The organism is Mucilaginibacter gossypii (assembly GCF_017569325.2).
GTDB classification, from domain to species: Bacteria; Bacteroidota; Bacteroidia; order Sphingobacteriales; family Sphingobacteriaceae; genus Mucilaginibacter; species Mucilaginibacter gossypii.
The window spans coordinates 1,721,850-1,741,230 of record NZ_CP071878.2 but is presented as its reverse complement, the minus strand read 5'-3'; the positions used below and the strand labels follow the sequence as shown (position 1 = coordinate 1,741,230).

The 19,381-nt window shown below is 44.1% G+C and carries 10 protein-coding genes; 6 read left to right on the top strand and 4 right to left on the bottom strand.

Annotation, left to right across the window (positions count from 1 at the left end; all coding sequences use genetic code 11):
* Nucleotides 1–16: 16 nt before the first annotated feature.
* Nucleotides 17–1,576 carry a RagB/SusD family nutrient uptake outer membrane protein gene (locus J3L18_RS07350; RefSeq protein WP_129570856.1) on the bottom strand — a complete coding sequence of 520 codons (1,560 nt, stop codon included), beginning with the start codon at nucleotides 1,574–1,576 and terminating at the stop codon, nucleotides 17–19.
* Between the two features lie 24 nt (nucleotides 1,577–1,600).
* Entirely contained in the window at nucleotides 1,601–4,792 is a 3,192-nt protein-coding gene (locus J3L18_RS07345; protein ID WP_223266245.1) for a SusC/RagA family TonB-linked outer membrane protein, read from the bottom strand.
* A gap of 1,280 nt (nucleotides 4,793–6,072) precedes the next feature.
* Between J3L18_RS07345 and J3L18_RS07340 the strand changes: the two genes are divergently transcribed.
* Nucleotides 6,073–6,966: a sialate O-acetylesterase gene (locus tag J3L18_RS07340; RefSeq protein WP_129570855.1), complete on the top strand. Its 894-nt coding sequence runs from the start codon at nucleotides 6,073–6,075 to the stop codon at nucleotides 6,964–6,966.
* A gap of 37 nt (nucleotides 6,967–7,003) precedes the next feature.
* On the opposite strand, the gene J3L18_RS07335 is transcribed toward J3L18_RS07340, so the two are convergent.
* Nucleotides 7,004–11,161, bottom strand: a complete 4,158-nt coding sequence (locus J3L18_RS07335; protein ID WP_208102484.1) for a hybrid sensor histidine kinase/response regulator transcription factor — start codon at nucleotides 11,159–11,161, stop codon at nucleotides 7,004–7,006.
* A gap of 642 nt (nucleotides 11,162–11,803) precedes the next feature.
* Between J3L18_RS07335 and J3L18_RS07330 the strand changes: the two genes are divergently transcribed.
* Both J3L18_RS07330 and J3L18_RS07325 read left to right on the top strand, forming a co-directional pair.
* Complete coding sequence (locus J3L18_RS07330; protein WP_223266244.1) at nucleotides 11,804–12,355, top strand: hypothetical protein; 552 nt, start codon at nucleotides 11,804–11,806, stop codon at nucleotides 12,353–12,355.
* On the top strand, nucleotides 12,286–12,867 hold the full coding sequence (locus J3L18_RS07325) for an alpha/beta hydrolase (protein ID WP_208102486.1): 582 nt from the start codon (nucleotides 12,286–12,288) through the stop codon (nucleotides 12,865–12,867). Before J3L18_RS07330 ends, J3L18_RS07325 begins: the two co-directional genes overlap by 70 nt.
* A gap of 163 nt (nucleotides 12,868–13,030) precedes the next feature.
* Here J3L18_RS07325 and J3L18_RS07320 read toward each other — a convergent pair whose 3' ends face one another.
* Nucleotides 13,031–15,583 carry a glycoside hydrolase family 9 protein gene (locus J3L18_RS07320; RefSeq protein WP_208102487.1) on the bottom strand — a complete coding sequence of 851 codons (2,553 nt, stop codon included), beginning with the start codon at nucleotides 15,581–15,583 and terminating at the stop codon, nucleotides 13,031–13,033.
* A 124-nt stretch (nucleotides 15,584–15,707) separates the two neighbouring features.
* Between J3L18_RS07320 and J3L18_RS07315 the strand changes: the two genes are divergently transcribed.
* The 3 genes from J3L18_RS07315 (at nucleotide 15,708) to J3L18_RS07305 (ending at nucleotide 19,356) form a co-directional block, all read left to right on the top strand.
* On the top strand, nucleotides 15,708–15,902 hold the full coding sequence (locus J3L18_RS07315) for a hypothetical protein (protein WP_208102488.1): 195 nt from the start codon (nucleotides 15,708–15,710) through the stop codon (nucleotides 15,900–15,902).
* Nucleotides 15,903–16,063: 161 nt separating this feature from the next.
* Nucleotides 16,064–17,974 carry an alpha/beta hydrolase-fold protein gene (locus J3L18_RS07310; protein WP_129570852.1) on the top strand — a complete coding sequence of 637 codons (1,911 nt, stop codon included), beginning with the start codon at nucleotides 16,064–16,066 and terminating at the stop codon, nucleotides 17,972–17,974.
* 38 nt (nucleotides 17,975–18,012) lie between these two features.
* On the top strand, nucleotides 18,013–19,356 hold the full coding sequence (locus J3L18_RS07305; protein WP_129570851.1) for a family 43 glycosylhydrolase: 1,344 nt from the start codon (nucleotides 18,013–18,015) through the stop codon (nucleotides 19,354–19,356).
* The last annotated feature ends 25 nt before the right edge of the window (nucleotides 19,357–19,381 follow it).

Here is a 19,381-nt window from a genome sequence, read left to right as displayed (position 1 = left end):
ATAAGCAAGTTAAGTATTAATAGCCAGGGTTTTGATGTCCGTTTACCTTAGGGTTATTATCCAGCTCGGCCTGAGGAATTGGCAATAATTCATCCCGGCCTTTCTTGAAATAAGGGAAGGGATCGGTTGTAAAGTATTGCTTTTTCCTCCAGCGAAGAATGTCGATATTTCTTATTTCTTCGCAACCCATTTCTACCATTTTTTCGTGCATAATTGCTTTTACAACATCAGCTTTTGAGCCAACCGGATATTGTGCAGTTGGATAAGGCGGCATCGCAACATCTGCACGGGCCCGTATCATATTAAGATAATTAACTGCGGCGGCAGTATTACCCAGCTCATTTTCACATTCGGCCAGCATCAATAAAACCTCGGCATAACGAATAATGCGTTGATTATTGCCTCCCGGGTGGAAACCTGCTGCCGGCAAACCTTCCTTGTAAATGATCATAAACTTACGGAAACTGATCTTTTTGGTTACGCCGTTCATCACTGACGAGTTGCCGTTCTGGTCGCCGTCAGTTAGTACCGACGCACCTTTATTATAAGTGTCGCCCGATTGGTAACAGGTGTAGTGAAAACGGGGATCAGATTTGGCAGCACCTGTAGCCGTATTTTCAAACTCATTAATTAATTTATTTGAAGGAATAAGGTTTCTCCAGGCAATTGGGTTATACTCCTGGTTGCGCACAGTAGATTGTGCTTCAGTAGGGCTATCGCCGCCCCAGTTAAACCCGCCGTCACCTTTGTCAACAAAAACGATCTCGAAGATGGATTCGCTATTGAATTCGGTCTCTTCTTCAAAGTTATCAAGATATCTGCTGGTAAGCGTATAGCCGTTTACTCCGGTTGTAGGAATTTTTAAGAGCGCAGCCTTTGCACCTGCATAGTCGCCGTTTTGCATCAGTACGCGGCCCAGCATGGCATTTGCTGCAGAGGCAGTCGCCCGTCCCTTGTCAGTACCTGATTTTTCAGGTAGAACGGCGGCCGCATCCTGAAGGTCCTTTATGATTAGTGAATAAACTTCAGATTCAGACGCGCGGGGTTGAAAATCGCTGGCAGTTTTAACGGGTGTCGTAAGAAGCGGCACTCCTCCCCATTGCGAAACCAGGTCAAAGTAAGCCCATGCACGCAAAAATTTAGCTTCGCCAACCAGTCTGTCGCGCAACGGTCCATTATCGGTTACAGCTGGTCCGTTTTGAATAACTACATTCGCTCTGAATATTGCTGTGTACCAGGCATTCCACACCGAGTTCAATACTGAGTTGGCAGGGTCTGCATTGCCATTAAGCATCTGGCCCCTGGGCGCTTCAAGCTGTCCGCCGCCGCTTGCAACCTCATCGCTTCTGAGATCGTGAATAAAGAACCATTCCCTTGATACCAGCCCCAGCGAATGAATAGCAACATATATAGCATTCACGCCTTTGGTTAGCTGGTCGCTGGTTTTATAGTACTGATTGGTTGTTACGTTATTAGGGTCGCTGGTGTTGAGGGATCCCTTTTTACAGGAATTAACCGTAGCCGTTACTATGATAGCTGTAAGGGCCGACCACACGAATATTTTTTTATTTTTCATCGCTGTATCTTTTTAAATTAATCATTAAAAGGTTGCCTGCAAACCCAACTGAACTACTCTTGGCTGCGGATACTGGCCATAATCAATACCGTTGGTGAGGGTGCCGTTACGTGAGCCTATTTCGGGATCGAGACCTTTGTATTTTGTAAATGTCAAAAGGTTTGTTGAAGCCACATAAATCCTGAGCCTGTTAAGCGCGTTATCTGTTTTTGCCCTTAACCATGACGTGGGGAAATTATAGCCAAGCTGCATGTTTTTAACGCGGAGGTATGAGCCACTTTCAATCCATCTTGTTGAAGGCCTTTTGTTTCCGTTCGGGTCGCCGGAAAAGGCACGCGGAATATTTGTACCGGTATTTGTAGGCGTCCACGCGTTTAAAACATTCGTGCCCGCGTTGAAAAGCCTTGGCATACCTTCCAGGATAATCCTTTCGGCATTAAATATTTTATTGCCGTAAACACCCTGGAAAAATACCACCACGTCGAAATTTTTATATGATGCGCTGTAGTTTAATGAATAGGTAAATTTGGGCAGATAGCTACCTATAAAGGTACGATCGGCATCATTGATAACACCATCATGGTTTACGTCCCTGAATTTGATATCACCCGGAGCCGCCCCTGTTTGCGTGGGCGAATTAGAAACCTCGGCCGCGTTTTGAAAAATTCCGTCAACAATAAGGCCGTAAAATGACTGTACCGGTTGCCCGACCACCGTATTGGTTAGAGGGTTACCGCCACCATAATCCGCATCGCCACCGGCGGTAATTGAGGCATTTGCAGTATTAAGCGTTAAAACCTTGTTTCTGTTCAAGGCAAAGGTTCCGTTAATATCGTATTTAAACTCACCGCTTGTTTTATGATAGCCTAAAGTAACTTCAAAGCCGCGGTTCCGCATCGAACCTACGTTTGCTAATGTACCAGCCCCGCCAAAGCCATAGCTGGGCGGTGTAGGTACTGTCAATAAGAGGTTATCGGTTTGCCTGTTATAAACCTCGGCAGATAGGGTAAACGCTTCCTGGAATAAACCCAGATCCAAACCGATATTTGTTTGCTTGGTTGTCTCCCATGACAGATCGAGGTTACTTAAACCACTGTAAAATGATGCATTTCCAAGATCGGCCAATGAACCGTTGAACGGATAGGTAGCAATATTAGATGATATAGGCTGCAGATAAGGATAGTTGCCCAGTACGGTACCATTAATACCCGTTACACCATAACCCGCCCTAAGCTTTAATGAAGATATTGATTTGATTCCCTTCATGAAATTTTCCTGGTCTACCTTCCAGCCTAATGACGCCGCAGGAAAGCTTTCGTGCTTGTGTCCCGGTGCAAATACAGATAAACCATCCCGTCGGATAGAACCAGATATCAAATATTTGCCTTCAAAGTCGTACCCTACACGGGCTACCTCCGATACGAGGAGATTTGTACCATAAGTGTAATTAGTGTAAAGATTAGTCGCGCCATTTAGTGTTCTTACCGTGTTGGTATTTTGATTACCAGAAGATACCTGGTTATCGCCGCGCGAGCTCTGGGCCTCGTAAACTAAAACGGCGTTAACATGGTGCTTGTTGCCGAATGTTTTATCGAAGGTAAGCTGTTGTGAATACAGTTGAGTTGTGCTGGTACTCCTACCGTAGTTAATAACTGCTGTTGTGGATTTTGAAGTACCACCGTCATCGTAAATAGGCGTGTAAGTATTGTTTTGGTTGGTATTGTAGTCAATACCATAAATTGATTTAAAGTTAAGCCATGGGGTAAACTTAAGCGTTGCATAAGCGTTACCATGGATAGTGAAGCCGTGGTTGGTATTATCGATAAGTTTGGCAGCTTCAATTGGATTGGTAGGATCCGATCCGTCGAAGCTATTTTGCGGCCCCATAAACCCTCCTGCGTTGTTGGGATTGTAAATAGGCAGATACGGCTGCATCCTCACCACATTGGTAATAGCGGTACGGTTACCCGCGTCAACGCCATAGCGCTGATGGTTTTCAATAACGTTGAATGTTTCGCCAAATGAAAGGAACTTACTGATGGTATGATCGGAATTAGCACGGAAAGCCTTGTGGTAGGCACTTAGTCCCTGGGCAATACCCTGCTGATCGAAGTAATTGGCCGAGGTGTAAAATCGGGATACCGCATTGCCGCCGCTCAACGCCACATTATGCTGCTGTATTGGCGCGTTGCTTCTAAAATAAGCATCCTGCCAGTTTGTATTGGTTTGGGCAAAGGTTTGAGAACTACCTGCGTAAATCGGCTTATTAAAGTTATCTGGCTGCAGGCGCGGCGGTAAAGCTATTCCAGCAGACCCGTTAAGGGCGCGCTCGTATTGCAGGTATTGCTGGGTGTTAAGCAGGTCATATTTCTTGATAACGTTTTGTATACCGTAATATGAGTCGATAGTAACCTCCGTACGGCTATTATTGTTACCTTTTTTAGTGGTGATGATGATAACACCGTTGGTACCGCGCGAACCATAGATCGCAGCGGCGCTGGCATCCTTCAACACGTCGATACTTTGAATGTCTTTAATATCAACGCCCGTGAGGCTGCCCGGGTAACCATCAACAATATATAAAGGATCAGATCCGAAATTTACAGAACTGATGCCGCGCAACGATATAATAGCCCCGGTTCCCGGACCGCCATTGTTGGTAACAGTAAGACCAGAGATACGGCCTTGTAGCGCTTCGATACCACCAACAGGTACAGAGGCCAGGGTTTTCCCGCTAACTGATGAAACCGCCCCGGTAACTTTGGCACGTTTTTGCGATCCGTATCCAACCACAACAACTTCCTCCAGGTTCTTGGTATCTTTTTTCATTTGCACTTTTAGCTCAGTACCATTGGTAACCGTGATCTCTTGCTGGGCAAAACCGATTAACTTGAACACGAGCACCGCTGAATTGCCGGGCACTGCTATTTTAAAATTACCGCCGGCGTCAGTTGTTACGCCTTGAGTTGTGCCTTTTATGGAAACCGCTACGCCGGGCAGGGGTTGGTTATCATCATCAGTAACTTTGCCCGAAACGTTGAATGCAGGCTTCATTTTCAAAGCGCCATTTTCATTAATGGTAATGCCGTTCAATGAACCTGCCGAACCACGGTTATGCGCAATTGACACCGATGGCATTGCGAGCGCACATCCGGTTAAGATGAGCGTTGCGTAATGCCACTTGTTATTATAAATTTTTTGTAAAGAATACTTCATGTTATTAAGGTTTTAAATTTTCGATTCGATTGGGAAAACGTTGGCCTGATTTGCGCTCAGCACAACATTTACCTGCATCGTTTAAGCTCATATGCCTAAAATTATCCTGGTGTCACCTTATGGTAACTACCAGATTTAAATGAACGACGAAACCTATCTGTTAGCTGTTCCGTACTTATCCAGGACCTGAAAATCTCTTTTTTGTCTTTCCATAATTTTTCTTGTTAGTTAATTGATTGATTGATAATTGGTATGTCGGTGTTATTAGTTTTCAATTTCAAACGGTATCCCACGTCGAACCGGGCAGCAAACAACAAATGCCACGAATGCCCATTATTGGTCAACATGTTTATAATTGGTAATCTGTACGTTGTAATGCCAACAGTACTAATTGTTACAGCCGGCAAAAAGCAGGTTGTAATAACAGGGGTAAAATTATCTTTCGCGGTTGGGCAGGTAGCGCAGTATTTATCTTAATCTTACAACATTTGTTTAAGCAAGTTCCCTATAACAGGGTTTCCTTTCAATGTTAAAACATTTTTCCGGCATGATATATAGCACTTCCCAACGTCGGTTTTTGGGATTAATAAAAATAACAAATTATTGGTTATCAAATACTTAAATACAAAATAAAAACCAAAATGAGTTAAAGACAAATGCTTTTCGTTAACAGAAACCGGCACCGGTTTGTTAATTTGCAGACAAAAATACCGCCAACAACAATCGATTGCGGAGCGTGCCCGAAATACGATATTTAGATATTGTTAAAACAATAAATTTTATTGATTTATAGCGATAGAAATAATAAATATTTACAGCATACCAGCTTACAGGAAACAAATAAGGACAGCCTCGCGCTGTCCTTACAACCAATTTTAAAAAAAGAAAAGTAATAAGGGTGAGGTATTATATCTTGTAAGTACACCGATAAAGTATTTGCGCATTAAGGCAAATGCTACAAATAATTGTTGATCATACCAGTAAACTTTGTTAAGGTTATGGAGTTCACGATTAGTACATCTCGAACAATCAAATGTATTAAGGGTTGTAAACTTTAACTGACACGCATGTTGAAAAGGTTAACACATTGGTTTACTAAACGCACAATCGCTCCCCCATTTCCAACTTATTGCTGTTCATTGTAGACTATTGCAAAATGCCCTAAACAACTGTTATAACAACTTCAACAATTGTTGTAATAGTATGACTATAGGTTGACCTATTTTTATCGGCAAGCCGGCCGCCAATTTTGACTGCCGCGAAACCTAAAAGAACATCAAATGAATCTAAGGATCTTTTCTCTTGCCCTGTTGGCAATCGTCGTATTATTTGTTGGTGATGCATCTGCCCAAAACAAAAAGTTTTATATTTTTTTGTGCTTCGGCCAATCAAATATGGAAGGTAACGCACGCATACAACCACAGGATACCGTAGTTGATCCGCGTTTACAAGTACTGGAAACTGTTGACTGCCCTAACCTTAAACGCGCCAAAGGGAGCTGGTATACCGCCGTACCACCATTGGCACGCTGCAATACCGGCCTCACCCCTGCCGACTACTTTGGCCGCACCCTAATAGCCACTCTACCTCATGATGTAACAGTCGGTATTGTGAACGTATCGGTAGCTGGTTGTAAAATTGAATTGTTCCAAAAAGACAGTTATAAAGACTATGCAGCCACCGCACCTTCCTGGATGGTGAACATGATTAACGAATATGGAGGCAATCCCTATGGCCATTTGGTCGAGATGGCTAAACTGGCACAAAAATCCGGCGTGATTAAAGGCATCTTGCTGCACCAGGGCGAATCTAACCCGAATGATACGCTTTGGACACTGAAAGTGAAAGGCATTTATGATATGCTATTAAAAGATCTTCACCTGAAGGCCAAAAAAGCTCCCTTGCTGGCTGGCCAACTTGTTAATGAAGATCAGGGCGGCAAGTGCGCTGCTATGAACCACATAATTGATAAGCTTCCTGAAGTTATCCCCAACGCATATGTGATTAATTCAAGTGGCTGCCCGGCTGCATCAGATAAGCTGCACTTCACTGCTGATGGCTATCGAATTTTAGGCACACGATATGGATTACAAATGCTCAATCTGTTGGGTTACAAGGCACCGGCCACCACCAATCCCGTACCTGTTAAAGCAACAGGGAATGCCGGCAGGTAGTATCGATATTTTTCTATCCGGTAAAATGAAAGCTTGCTTAAGCAACGCTTTTGACATCTACTTTTTTCACCCGGTACTCGGAAGGCAGAACATTATATTTTGCCTTGAATGATTTGGTAAAATAATGCGGCGTCGAAAAACCGATGGAGTATGCTATCTCTGCAATGGTCAAATCGGTTTTTTCGAGCAGTATAGCTGCTTTGTCCAGTTTTATGGAGCGGATAAATTCCACAGGCGGCTCACCGGTTAGTTCGGTGATCTTACTATAAAATGATCCCCTGCTCATACTAAAATGATGGCTGATCTCCTCGACGGAAAACTTAGGGTTGTTGATGTTTTTCTCAATATACATCACCACATCTTTAATGAACCGTTCTGACGAGGATTCGATATCCATGTCTGCCGGGATAACTTTTATCTTCTTCTGATAGGTTTCTTTAAGCGACTTATTTAGATGAAGCAGGTTTTTAATTTTGATATTCAGGATATCGAAGTTGAAAGGTTTGGTCAGGTAATCGTTCACGCCCAACTCCAGCCCTGCGAGTTGCTCCTTCTGGCTGGTCATCGCCGTTAATAATATAATTGGGATATGGCTGGTCCTTTTATCAGCCCTAAGTTTACAACTTAGCTGGATCCCATCCATATAAGGCATGCTGATATCACTAACTATGAGGTCGGGATGTACGGCAAGTGCTTTATGCCACCCTTCACGGCCATTAGCTGCCTCCGAAACTTTGTAAGTTGCAGCCAGGCTTTCTGACAAGTATTGCCTCATTTCATCATTATCTTCAATAACCAGGACATGCAGCTGGTTAACACCAGTGGCAATCGCCGTCTTCGGTTTACTGTTCTTGTCATCGTCGATAACGATTGGGGCAGCCTCGGGCGTATTTTGCCCATGCATTGCTGTCTCTGAAAGATTAATTACAGGCAACGAAATTGATAAGGAGAAAATTGAGCCTTTGCCTAATTCACTTTTCACACCAATCTCGCCGCCATGCAACTGCACAAGCTCGCGTGTTATCGATAAGCCTATCCCGCTTCCCTGGTTAAGTATGGCAGGCTGGGCATCTGCCTGATAAAACCTGTCAAAAACATGCCTAACCTGCTCGGCTGCTATACCGGTACCTGTATCCGCAACCGAAATACCCAAGCGGTATGAATTGCCGTCTTCTGATATAACAGGGGCGGTAACTTCAACAGTAATTTGCCCGCCAGGCATCGTAAATTTAAATGCGTTGGATAGCAGGTTAAATAATATTCGCTCCACCTTATCATGATCAAATTTTACAAATAACCTTTCACCGGCAGTTTTAAATACTGTAACAATTTTTTTTCTATTGGCCAGGTCATAAAACGAATCCGCTACTTCGCGAACAAAAGAAATAAATTCCCCTTCAACCAAATTCAACTTAAGCTCATTCTCTTCAAGTTTCCTAAAATCGAGTAGTTGGTTAACCAGGTTAAGCAACCTGCGCGAGTTTCTTTTAATAACGCCTAATTGTTCGGTAACAGGCCCGCTGTTAGGCTGCTCCAAAAGCTTATCAACAGGCGCCATTATCAAAGATATCGGTGTCCGGAATTCATGGCTCAGGTTGGTTAAAAACTTAATTTTCATCTCATCCAGCTCGTGACGGGCTTCAGCTGCTTTACGTTCCTGCTCATCGTGCAATTTCTTTTTAAGCTTTTTAACCCCCTGCCTGCGGATGAGCAACAACACGCCAAAGGCCAGCAAAACATAAAGCACATAAGCATATACAGTCCTCCAAAAAGGCGGCTTCACTATAATTTTCAAGGATGTACCGGTATCATTCCATTTTCCATCATTATTGGATGCCCGTACCCTGAATGTGTATTCTCCCGGATCAAGGTTGGTATAACTGGCCGTTGTGGATGTTCCTGCATTTTTCCAGGTATTGCTAAATCCCTCTAAAATGTACGAATACCGATTTTGCTGTGGAAGTGTATAATTAAGCGCCACAAAGTTTATGGAGATGTCTTGTTTATACTTAATGGTTATTTCTCTTGTCTCACTGATATTAACAGGCAAAGGGTTGTCACGGTTGGGCGAAATACGTTTATTATCTATACTTAGCGTAGTAAACACAACCGGCGGCAGGTTTTTATTAAGCCTTACATCTGACCCCTTAAAATAATTGAACCCGTCTACCCCGCCAAAGTAAAGCGTGCCATCTGCGGCAATAATACCCGACCCGTTTAAAAAAACATTGTTTTGAAGTCCGTTATCGTTACAATAAATATAAAGTTTCTGATCAGCAGGATCAATTCTTCCGATACCCTGGTTTGTACTGAACCATATATTATTGGTTTTATCCTGCAAAATTTTACAAATTACACCGTTTGGTAACTGGTTATTGTATTTAAACGGGGTTATTTTTTTTAACCGATGATCATAAAAGAAAAGGCCATCGCCATTGGTACCTATCCACATATTGCCGTTAGTATCGCGTTTTAAAGACAACACCTCTGCTATAGGCAGACCTGTATTGATTGGATTAAGTGTGTCGAACACTTTGGTAGCCGGGTTATAAATAGCGATACCCGTACCATATGACCCGATCCACATCTTACCGTCGTTATCCTCTTCAAAAGCCCTGATGTAGCCATTTGATGGCATTTTATAGCCTTTTACGGACACTAAAGCGGGTTTAAACCGCCGGAAGCTATCAACCTTGGCGTCAAAAATATCGATACCTGCACCGTTAGTACCTATCCATACATTACCAAAGCGGTCTTCCTTAAAGCAGAAAATGTTATTTTGACTGATATTTAGCTTTCCGGTACCGCTGGTGAATTGTGTATAGCCATTGTTTGCGGTATTGAGTTTAAAAAGCCCGTGGCCGAATGTTCCTATCCAAAGTTGTTTTTTTTGATCCAACAACATAGCCAAAACAGGCAGGCCTGCCGAATTTATTTTTTCCTTAGGCTGGATTGCGATATGAGTAAAACGGTTGGTTTTGTTGTTGAAAATACTAAGGCCGCCGCCGTCCGTTCCCACGTATAGTTCATTGTCATTTTTTTGCGCGAAAGATGATACGATTGGCGCGCGTAAACCATAAGGGTCTAACTCGGTTGGTTGCACATAATTAAACAATGTGAGGTTTTTGTCGTATTTATTGATGCCGCCCATATAGGTACCCACCCAATAAATGCCTTTAGGGTCGATATAAATGCTGCGGATAGATTTACTGTTAAGACTGTACGGATCTCGCGGATCATGACGGTAACGGATGGATTTACCGGTGTGGATATCCATAACATTCAAACCGCCTTCGGTACCAACCCAGATGTGGTCTTTATCATCAGCGGCAATGCTGTAAACTATGTCACCACATAATGATTGCTCATCTTTATCATTATAGCAGTAATTAACAAAGTGTTCACCATCCTTATCCAGGCGGCTTAATCCATTTGCTGTACCTACCCACAAATTGCCCACTTTATCCTGTGAAACTGTCATTACAACATCCGAGGGTAAACTACGGGAATCGTTTTTTTGATGACGGAAGGCTTTAAAATCTTTATGTGTATCATCATATAAATACAAACCTAAATTGGTGCAAACCCACATCCTGCCGTAACTATCCTCAAAAATATAGCCCATGCTTTTAACCGGTATCAGCCCTGGTTTGCCTGTCCCGGTTTCAAAATGGCTGATATGCTTACGATCGGGACTGATCACATCAAGGCCGTTTACCGTTCCCACCCAAATCTCATTTTTATCGTTTGCACAAACGGCGGTAATAACACCCTGGCTTAAACGCTGTCCTTTTAAGGGCGAACTAAAGCTTTTGAAATCATCCGCCACCTTATCGTAATAATATAAACCAAAACCGATAGTGCCTACCCATAGCGTACCGGCACGGTCTATACTGATACTGCTTATTTCGTAGGAACCTGGCTCTACCTGTCTTTTGGCACCCAATGTATAAACTTTAAACTTCCTTCCGTCATATCTGTTCAAGCTTTCGGAGGTGCCTACCCACATCATCCCGTTATTATCTTTTACGATGGCGTTTACGGCGTTACCCATTAACCCCTGCCTGGTGGTCAATGCGGTAAATTTCAGGTTAGGCTTTTGAGCATTTGCCAGGACACTGATGTTGGCCAAAACGACTAAGGTGAGTATAACGCGCACCGTGCCTGCCAGCACTGAATTAATTTTTTTGCGCATACACAAATCGGGTACAGAATGCATCATAACAAACTGGTTACTTTTTTCCGGAGCGTAATCCGCAGGAAAAAATTGTTGATGAACTATGGTTTCAAAATTGGTGTGATTGACGTCTTCGAACAAACATCATTATCCAAATCTACATTTTATGATGATGAAACAGGCAAACATTTGTTCAAAGAAATAACACACTTGTTCAATTGAACCGGTAATTATTGTACAAAAGTACATATCGACCAATTTGCGGCAACGATATTGCCCGACCTGCTATCGACAAATGTTGTAAAATTATGCTAAAAACTGCGTGCCTTTTTTTTAACATAAAAATACTTTTATAATAAGAAAAAGCCGCCCAAAACAACAGGAGAGCCATTATAAATTATTTTTAAATATTTCATCCCGGATCAACTTTTCATAAATAATGAAAACTGGCTCCGGTTAAAGTCAAAACAAAACAACTACTTAATATGTGTAACAATAACAATTAATCACAATTTAATCATTTATCATATTCCGTGTATTTACCGGATCAAAACAGCCTGGCACTTTACTATATCCACAATTTATAAACCTCAATATTCTATTATGAAACCAAAATGTTTACTTGCCTTGTTGGCCGTTACATGTGCCTCCAGTCTCTGCATGGCACAAACAGCTTCAATTGCCGAAGATTTCAAACCATCAACTTTTAACCAGCCGGGACAAGAGTACCCTCAGGTAAACTCGCAAGGCTACGCGCGCTTTCGTATTAAGGCTCCACAGTCCGACAGTATAAAAGTTAGCCTTGGTCTTGGCGGGCGTGGGGGCACTAAGCTCACAAAAGGAGCTGACGGCTTCTGGACCGGCACTACAGAAGGACCGATGGATGAAGGATTTCACTACTACCATTTAACCATCGATGGCGGGGTATTTAACGATCCGGGCACATTAAATTTTTATGGATCCACACGTTGGGAAAGCGGCATTGAGATCCCCGCACACGACCAGGATTTTTATGCGCTTAAAGATGTTCCGCATGGCAATGTACAGCAGATCCTTTTTCCTTCAAAAAGCACCGATACCCAGCGCAGGGCTTTTGTTTACACGCCACCAGGGTACGAAAAGGATAAATCAAAAAATATCCGGTGCTATATCTGCAGCATGGCTGGGGCGAAGATGAAACCGCATGGAGCAACCAGGGCCATGCCAACCTGATTATGGATAACTTAATTGCAACCGGTAAAATACAGCCATTCATTATTGTAATGACTTACGGCATGACCAACGACGTGAAGCCCGGCCCTGGCGCATTTAAAAGTTTTAAGATTGACTACTTTCAAACAGTTTTAACTGACGAGCTTATCCCCTATGTTGATGCAAGCTTCCGCACACGTGCAGACAGGGTTCACCGTGCGATGGGGGGATTATCAATGGGCGGTATGGAAACGCATATGATAACACTAAACAAGCCCGAGCTTTTTGCGTATTATGCCCTGCTTAGCGGCGGAACTTATTCGCCGGATGAGCTTAAAGACAAAGCCAAACCTAAACTAATATTCATAAGCTGCGGCAGCAAGGAACGGCCCGATGGCGTTAAAAATGCCGTGGTTGCTTTAAAAGGTGCGGGATATGACGCGGTATCTTACATTTCTGAAAACACCGCACATGAGTTCCTGACCTGGCGCCGTAGTCTTTACGAACTTGCGCCTTTGCTTTTTAAAGAGTAAATACCAATTACATTCACATGGCCATACACCAAGAAGCCCTGCCGGCATTTTGCCGGCAGGGCTTCTTGGTAATAAACGGGTTGACCTAAATCCCCCCCCCCGATCCCTTCTATTCGAAATCGGGGAAGTGATTGTTTAATTGAAATAATGCTCCTTTAACTTGTTAATTATGCTGACCTAACTGATTAACAGCTCCTGACAAAACTATGTACTGCGCACAGCCGGCTATTGTAACTTCATTCTCCCCCCAGAAAAACGGCCAGTCTTCCTTATTCTCCGGAAAATCGGGTTTAAGCAGCAGGATACCGGGCACTACGCCACCGGCAATAAACCTGAAGTCGGCCCGGTTATTACCGTAGGTTACTTTTTTTGAACGTACACCTACCGCCGATACAAACGAAAGGTTGGAATAAGGATGACATCCAAAGATATAATTCAAGCCTTTGTAAACATATTCCGGACCGATTATATTAGGGAAATACTTATTTGCGTAATAGTTGGTAATGGCGTAGTTAATAACCTGCCCGCTACCACCCCAGCCTCCCGGAGTAACCGGCACACCGTAGGGGTTCTGTTTATCGTACTCATCGCATGACGCCTTGTACTTTTGCATGTAGACTGCAATTTTATCCTGGTAATCTTTATCCATGTAATGGTAAGCATGCAACGCGCTTATCATAACAAAGCCGGGAAAGCGATCAAGCATTGGCATAATCAGCTTTTTGAAATGGTCTGCATACTGCTGATCTTTGGTTGTGATATACAATTGGAGCGCGGCAAGCATTTCGTTACCGGCAAGGAACCTATTACGTGCCCGGGCAGCCGAGTCCATGTGCATTTTGAGGCTGTCATCTTCGTGCCAGAGTTTCAAGGCACTTTGCAAACTTTTAGCAGAGAGCGTATCATTGTACCCTTTTAACGCCCTGCTGGCAGCGGCAAGGGCGGCGGTAGCCTGGTAGTCCAGTGCTATATTCCTTGTAGTGAACGCCCATCTGTCATCCATGGTACCACTTGATTTACCGTCGGTTTGGTAGGGCTTCAGCGAGGCGTTATAAGGCAGGTTATCTGTTTCGTTAACGGCGTCGCCGAGGTGATGATACTGGTGCAAATTAGGCACTATGATTCCGCGCGCCGGGTGGCCAATGTTCACGACCTGCGCCACCAGGTTAAGCGTACCATGTTCAATTTGCTGTAAAAGATCAGGCTTTCCGTCGGGGCGGTGTATATCTACATATCGGGTTGGGTAATCTACATATGTTTCGTCGCGATCGATTTTAAAATTCTCCCAGGCTTCAACAAAATTCAGCACAACGCTGCAGTGCGATGGCGTTTCAACATCAAAATCGCCGGCGTCAAACCAACCGCCAACATTAAGCCCGGGGATCCGTTCAAGCGGTTTATATTTGGTATCAGTAGTTGGCCCCATCTGGTACGTATCAAAATGCTGGTGGTTTGGAGGAGCCTGCAAGGCATCATCAAGGAAAGGCGCGCCATGCCATACGCGGTAGGCCTCATTAACCATCATGTGATCCATCTGAACCGGGAACCAAACATCCATTGTAGGATGCCCTATATTTTCATAAACATTTGCATTGATGGGGAAGGCATTAGTTTTTTGGTCGCCGTAGGCTATCACATATAACCCAGCCTTTTTCACACTGCTGAAATCAAATTTCAAATAATTATAACGGGTAAATTGCCCCCAGTGCTGTACCGCTGCTTTAAGCCGCTCAACGTATTTCCCATCGGGAGTTACCTCAAAAAGTGTGGCGGTTTGTAATGGCGTGTCATTTTTATCCAGTTCTATTACCGCAGTCTTTTGCTGCTCCGGGCGGTAACCTACCTGCGAAAACTCAATTACGGGCGCTCGCTTCCAACCAGGTACGGCATTTGGCTCAATATACCAGGTTAATACTTTGCCCGTTTTTCCTGCCGGCAACAAACTGCGTACGATAAACCATCCGTTTTGCGCAAGGCTTCGGCCATCAAACAACTTAAGGTCGGTATCAAACGATTGAATCTTAATGGTACGCTCAGGATCTTCGGGCGCCATCACCAGTGTTTTACCGGTAGCCAATGGCGCGGGCTCGATAAATTCGTTGCGGCCACGATCGTCAAATGTGCTGTGGCCGGCAAACTGCGGGATTTTTTGGCTTGAAGGAAGCATTTTTGTTAAACCTGCCGGGTACAGCGGAAACTCGCCCGGTTTTCCATCAATCAAAAATGTTTTCTCAAAGTAAGCAGATGGTATAATTTCCAGGTTGAAACCTGCCCTGCCTGCTAACTTTTCCGGTACCGGTTTATCAAGGAACAAGTTCAATTCAACGCCATTGCCTTTCGGCATAACGGTGATCCTGGAATCAAAATCATAATCGGCGTAACGCATGGTAACATCAATTTGATGGTTGATGCTATCAACCTTACGGTTAACCAGTGTGGGCACCAGATCCCATTGCTCGGGTGTATTTTGCAGCCGTACCGCGCCGCCTGTAATTGTACGCACGCCGTGGTGTATCAGCTCAACACCTGCTGTTTTTTCGTCCTGAAAGATCCCGTTATACTGGTTACTGAATACGAGGACATTTACGCCGGGCGTTTCGAAATAACCCAACTTGTTTAGTTTTAGTTTTTGAGCCGTGCCCCGGAGGGATGACAGGCAAAAAATTAATGCCATCACCATCATGACCGGCTTCGGTAAGTAAATTTTCAATTGCATGGTTTATAAGATTTATTAAAGAAGTTTATTAATCGGAATACCGATTACGGACCGTACGAAAGTATCCGTACAGAAAATGGTTTGCTACCACAATCCAATATTTTGATACCACGAATGTATCTGCATGGCTTCGTTCCAAAAAATGCTATATGATTGTTACAATCAGCCGCAACCAACCGCCGCCGCAAGCATTCCAGATATCCAAAACAAACTGGCCATCAATACAATTAACTATTCAAAAAAAAGAATAGCGGGCGTATTTTCCGGCTTCCTATCCACTTACACAAACCGGGTTGACGGTTCATTTTTCAGGTCTTAAACATTCGTGCTATCATTATCATGATTTGTGTTAACCGCGGCAAAGTGCTTGCCCTACTTTCGGGTATTCCTCAAATGAGCAAAAACTAACACAATTTAACCCGCTTTAGCGTCCTTAATCCGAAAGGCAATCAGTTTAGCGGATTAACTGACAACAAAATTATGAAGAAGATAGCCTACCTCACCGTCATCGGCATTTTGCCTGCCTTGCTGGCCCTTTCACAGCCAGCTCTTAAACATTCACCGGCCGGTTTCGACACTTATCGCGCTGGTATAGCACACGGAAAATTAGACACCGTTACCTACAACTCAAAAACAGTTGATTCCAAACGGCGCGCGGTAGTTTACCTGCCGCCTGGCTATACCGCTAAAAAAACATATCCTGTTTTGTACCTGCTGCATGGTATTGGCGGCGATGAATTTGAATGGCTTAACCAGGGCACGCCCCAGGTGATATTGGATAACTTGTATGCCGATAAAAAACTGGAACCAATGATCGTTGTGTTGCCCAACGGCCGCGCCATGAAAGACGACCGTGCCACCGGCAATATAATGGCCCCGGATAAAGTTGCCGCGTTTGCAATTTTTGAGCATGACTTGCTGGATGACCTGATCCCATTTATTCAAAAAAAATATCCAGTTTATACCGACCGCGAGCATCGGGCACTGGCCGGATTATCAATGGGCGGTGGTCAGTCACTTAATTTTGGGCTGGGCAACCTGGATAAATTTGCCTGGGTTGGAGGCTTTTCGTCGGCACCCAACACTAAAAAACCAGAAGAGCTGTTACCTGATCCCGATGCAGCCAAAAGCAAACTTAAGCTGCTTTGGATCTCCTGCGGCGATCATGACGGGTTAATGTCGTTCAGTAAACGTACACATGACTACCTCGAGCAAAAAAATGTACCGCATATCTTCAATGTCGAGCCGGGAATCCACGACTTTAAAGTTTGGAAAAATGATCTTTACCTGTTCTCGCAGTTCCTGTTCAAACCTGTGGATATCGATAAATATAACATGATGATCTCGGGCGGCCCTGCATCTACCAATATCAGAGGCTCAAAATATCCTTTTATCCAGCCCGACCACCGGGTGCTTTTCCGTGTCAAGGCGCCGGATGCTCAAAAAGTTCAGGTTGACCTGGGCAAGAAATATGACATGGTAAAAGACACGGCCGGTTATTGGACAGCTACAACAGATTCAATTGGTGAAGGCTTCCATTATTATTCGTTGATTATAGATGGCGTTGCTACAACCGATCCCTCCAGTCAAACCTTTTATGGCATGGGGCGCATGGCCAGCGGCATTGAAGTACCTTTTGACGGCGGCGATTATTATGCGATTAAAAATGTTCCGCATGGCGATATCCGCATCAAAACTTATTTTTCAACCGTCACCAAATCATGGCGAAGATTGTTCATTTACACTCCGCCCGGTTATGATGCAAGCCAGGTTAAGTATCCTGCATTATATATATTACATGGCGGCGGCGAGGACGAAACCGGCTGGGCAACCCAGGGCAAAACCGATATGATCATGGATAACCTGATTGCGGCCGGGCAAGCGAAACCCATGTTAGTGGTAATGCCCGATGCCAATTTCGGCGGAGGTTTTGGTGAAGCCGGCCTCAAAACCTTTGCAAGTGAAATAAAACAATGCATTATTCCCTTTATAGAAAAGAATTACCGGGTTAACCGTACCGCGCAGGGCCGTGCCCTGGCCGGGCTTTCTATGGGCGGTCTCAACACGCTATATACAGGCATCTACAATACTGATACATTCAATTACCTTGGTGTATTCAGCTCGGGGTGGATTTTACCCGCACAAAACAGCATCGCTGATGCACAGTATGATTTTATGACGAAAAATACAACCAAAATCAACAGCAACCTAAAAGCATTCTGGATTGCCATGGGCGGCAAGGAGGATATCGCGTATAAAAACTGCCAGGTTATGCTGGGCAAGCTGGACGAGATGAAGATAAAACATAGTTATTACGAGTACCCTGGCGGCCATACCTGGCCTGTTTGGCGAAATGATCTTTACAAATTTGCCCCCATCCTGTTTAAATAATTAATGATCAAAAAAATCAGATCAAAGACATTCCGTTCATGAAAAATATTAAGTTCTGGCTATTGCTATTCGGATCAGTACTGGGCTTCACCGGGCGATCCATGGCGCAAAATCCATTGATCAGGGACCAGTTTACGGCCGATCCCTCAGCCCGCGTTTTTGGCGACAGGGTATATGTTTATCCCTCGCATGATATTAAGGCAACACCCGGCCATGGCCGCCCTGGTTGGTTTTGCATGGAAGATTACCACGTTTTTTCATCAGCAAACCTCACCGACTGGACTGATCATGGCATGATCATCAGTCAAACAACAGTGCCCTGGGCCGACCCTGCTTCGTACAGCATGTGGGCTCCCGACTGCATTTTCCGCAACGGCAAATATTATATGTACTTCCCTACTACCATGAAAGGCAGCGAAAACGGTCGCGGCTTTACCATTGGTGTTGCCGTGGCCGATAAACCTTATGGACCGTTTATCCCACAGCCGGAACCTATAAAAGGGGTGCATGGCATCGATCCTAATGTATTTATTGATAAAGACGGACAAGCCTACTTGTATTGGGCACAGGGTAACCTGTATGCTGCAAAACTTAATGAAAATATGCTGGAACTTGCTTCAGAACCAATAATTTTAGCCCAACTGCCTGATAAAGGGCTGAAAGAAGGCCCTTACCTGTTTGAACGCAATGGCATTTATTACCTCACCTATCCGCATGTGGCCAATAAGATTGAGCGATTGGAATATGCTACCGGCAATAACCCGATGGGGCCTTTTAAATTTGCAGGCGTGATCATGGATGAGTCGGCTTCCGGCTGCTGGACCAATCACCAGTCAATCATCCAGTTTAAAAATCAGTGGTACTTGTTTTATCACAACGACGACCTATCGCCGAATTTCGACAAAAACAGATCGATAAGGTGCGACAGCCTGTTTTTTAACGCCGACGGGACGATCAAAAAAGTTATCCCGACCCTGCGTGGCGTGGGAATCACCAAAGCCTCAGAAAAAATACAGATAGACAGGTACAGCGATAAGGGCAGTACCGTTAAAATCTCCTTTCTTGATACCGCAAAAAGATTTGACGGCTGGAAAACTACGTTCAACAATGCAGGTAGTTGGATCCGTTACAATCGTGTTGACTTCGAAAGCAAAAAGTTTAAAGAATTGCAGATCCTGGCAAATGCAGCAAGTAAAGCAACTATAGAAGTGCGGCTTGGCGATCCCAATGGACGTATATTGGCTTCGGCAAACATTGCCGAAGGGAACGATTGGCAAGTTATACAAACCCGCCTCGCTTCTCTCCCATCTAAAACCGCCAACCTGGTAATAGTATTAAAAAGCGGCACCGGCGTTAATATCGACTGGATAAGTTTCAAATAAATTAAAATCACACCTGCAACTGATC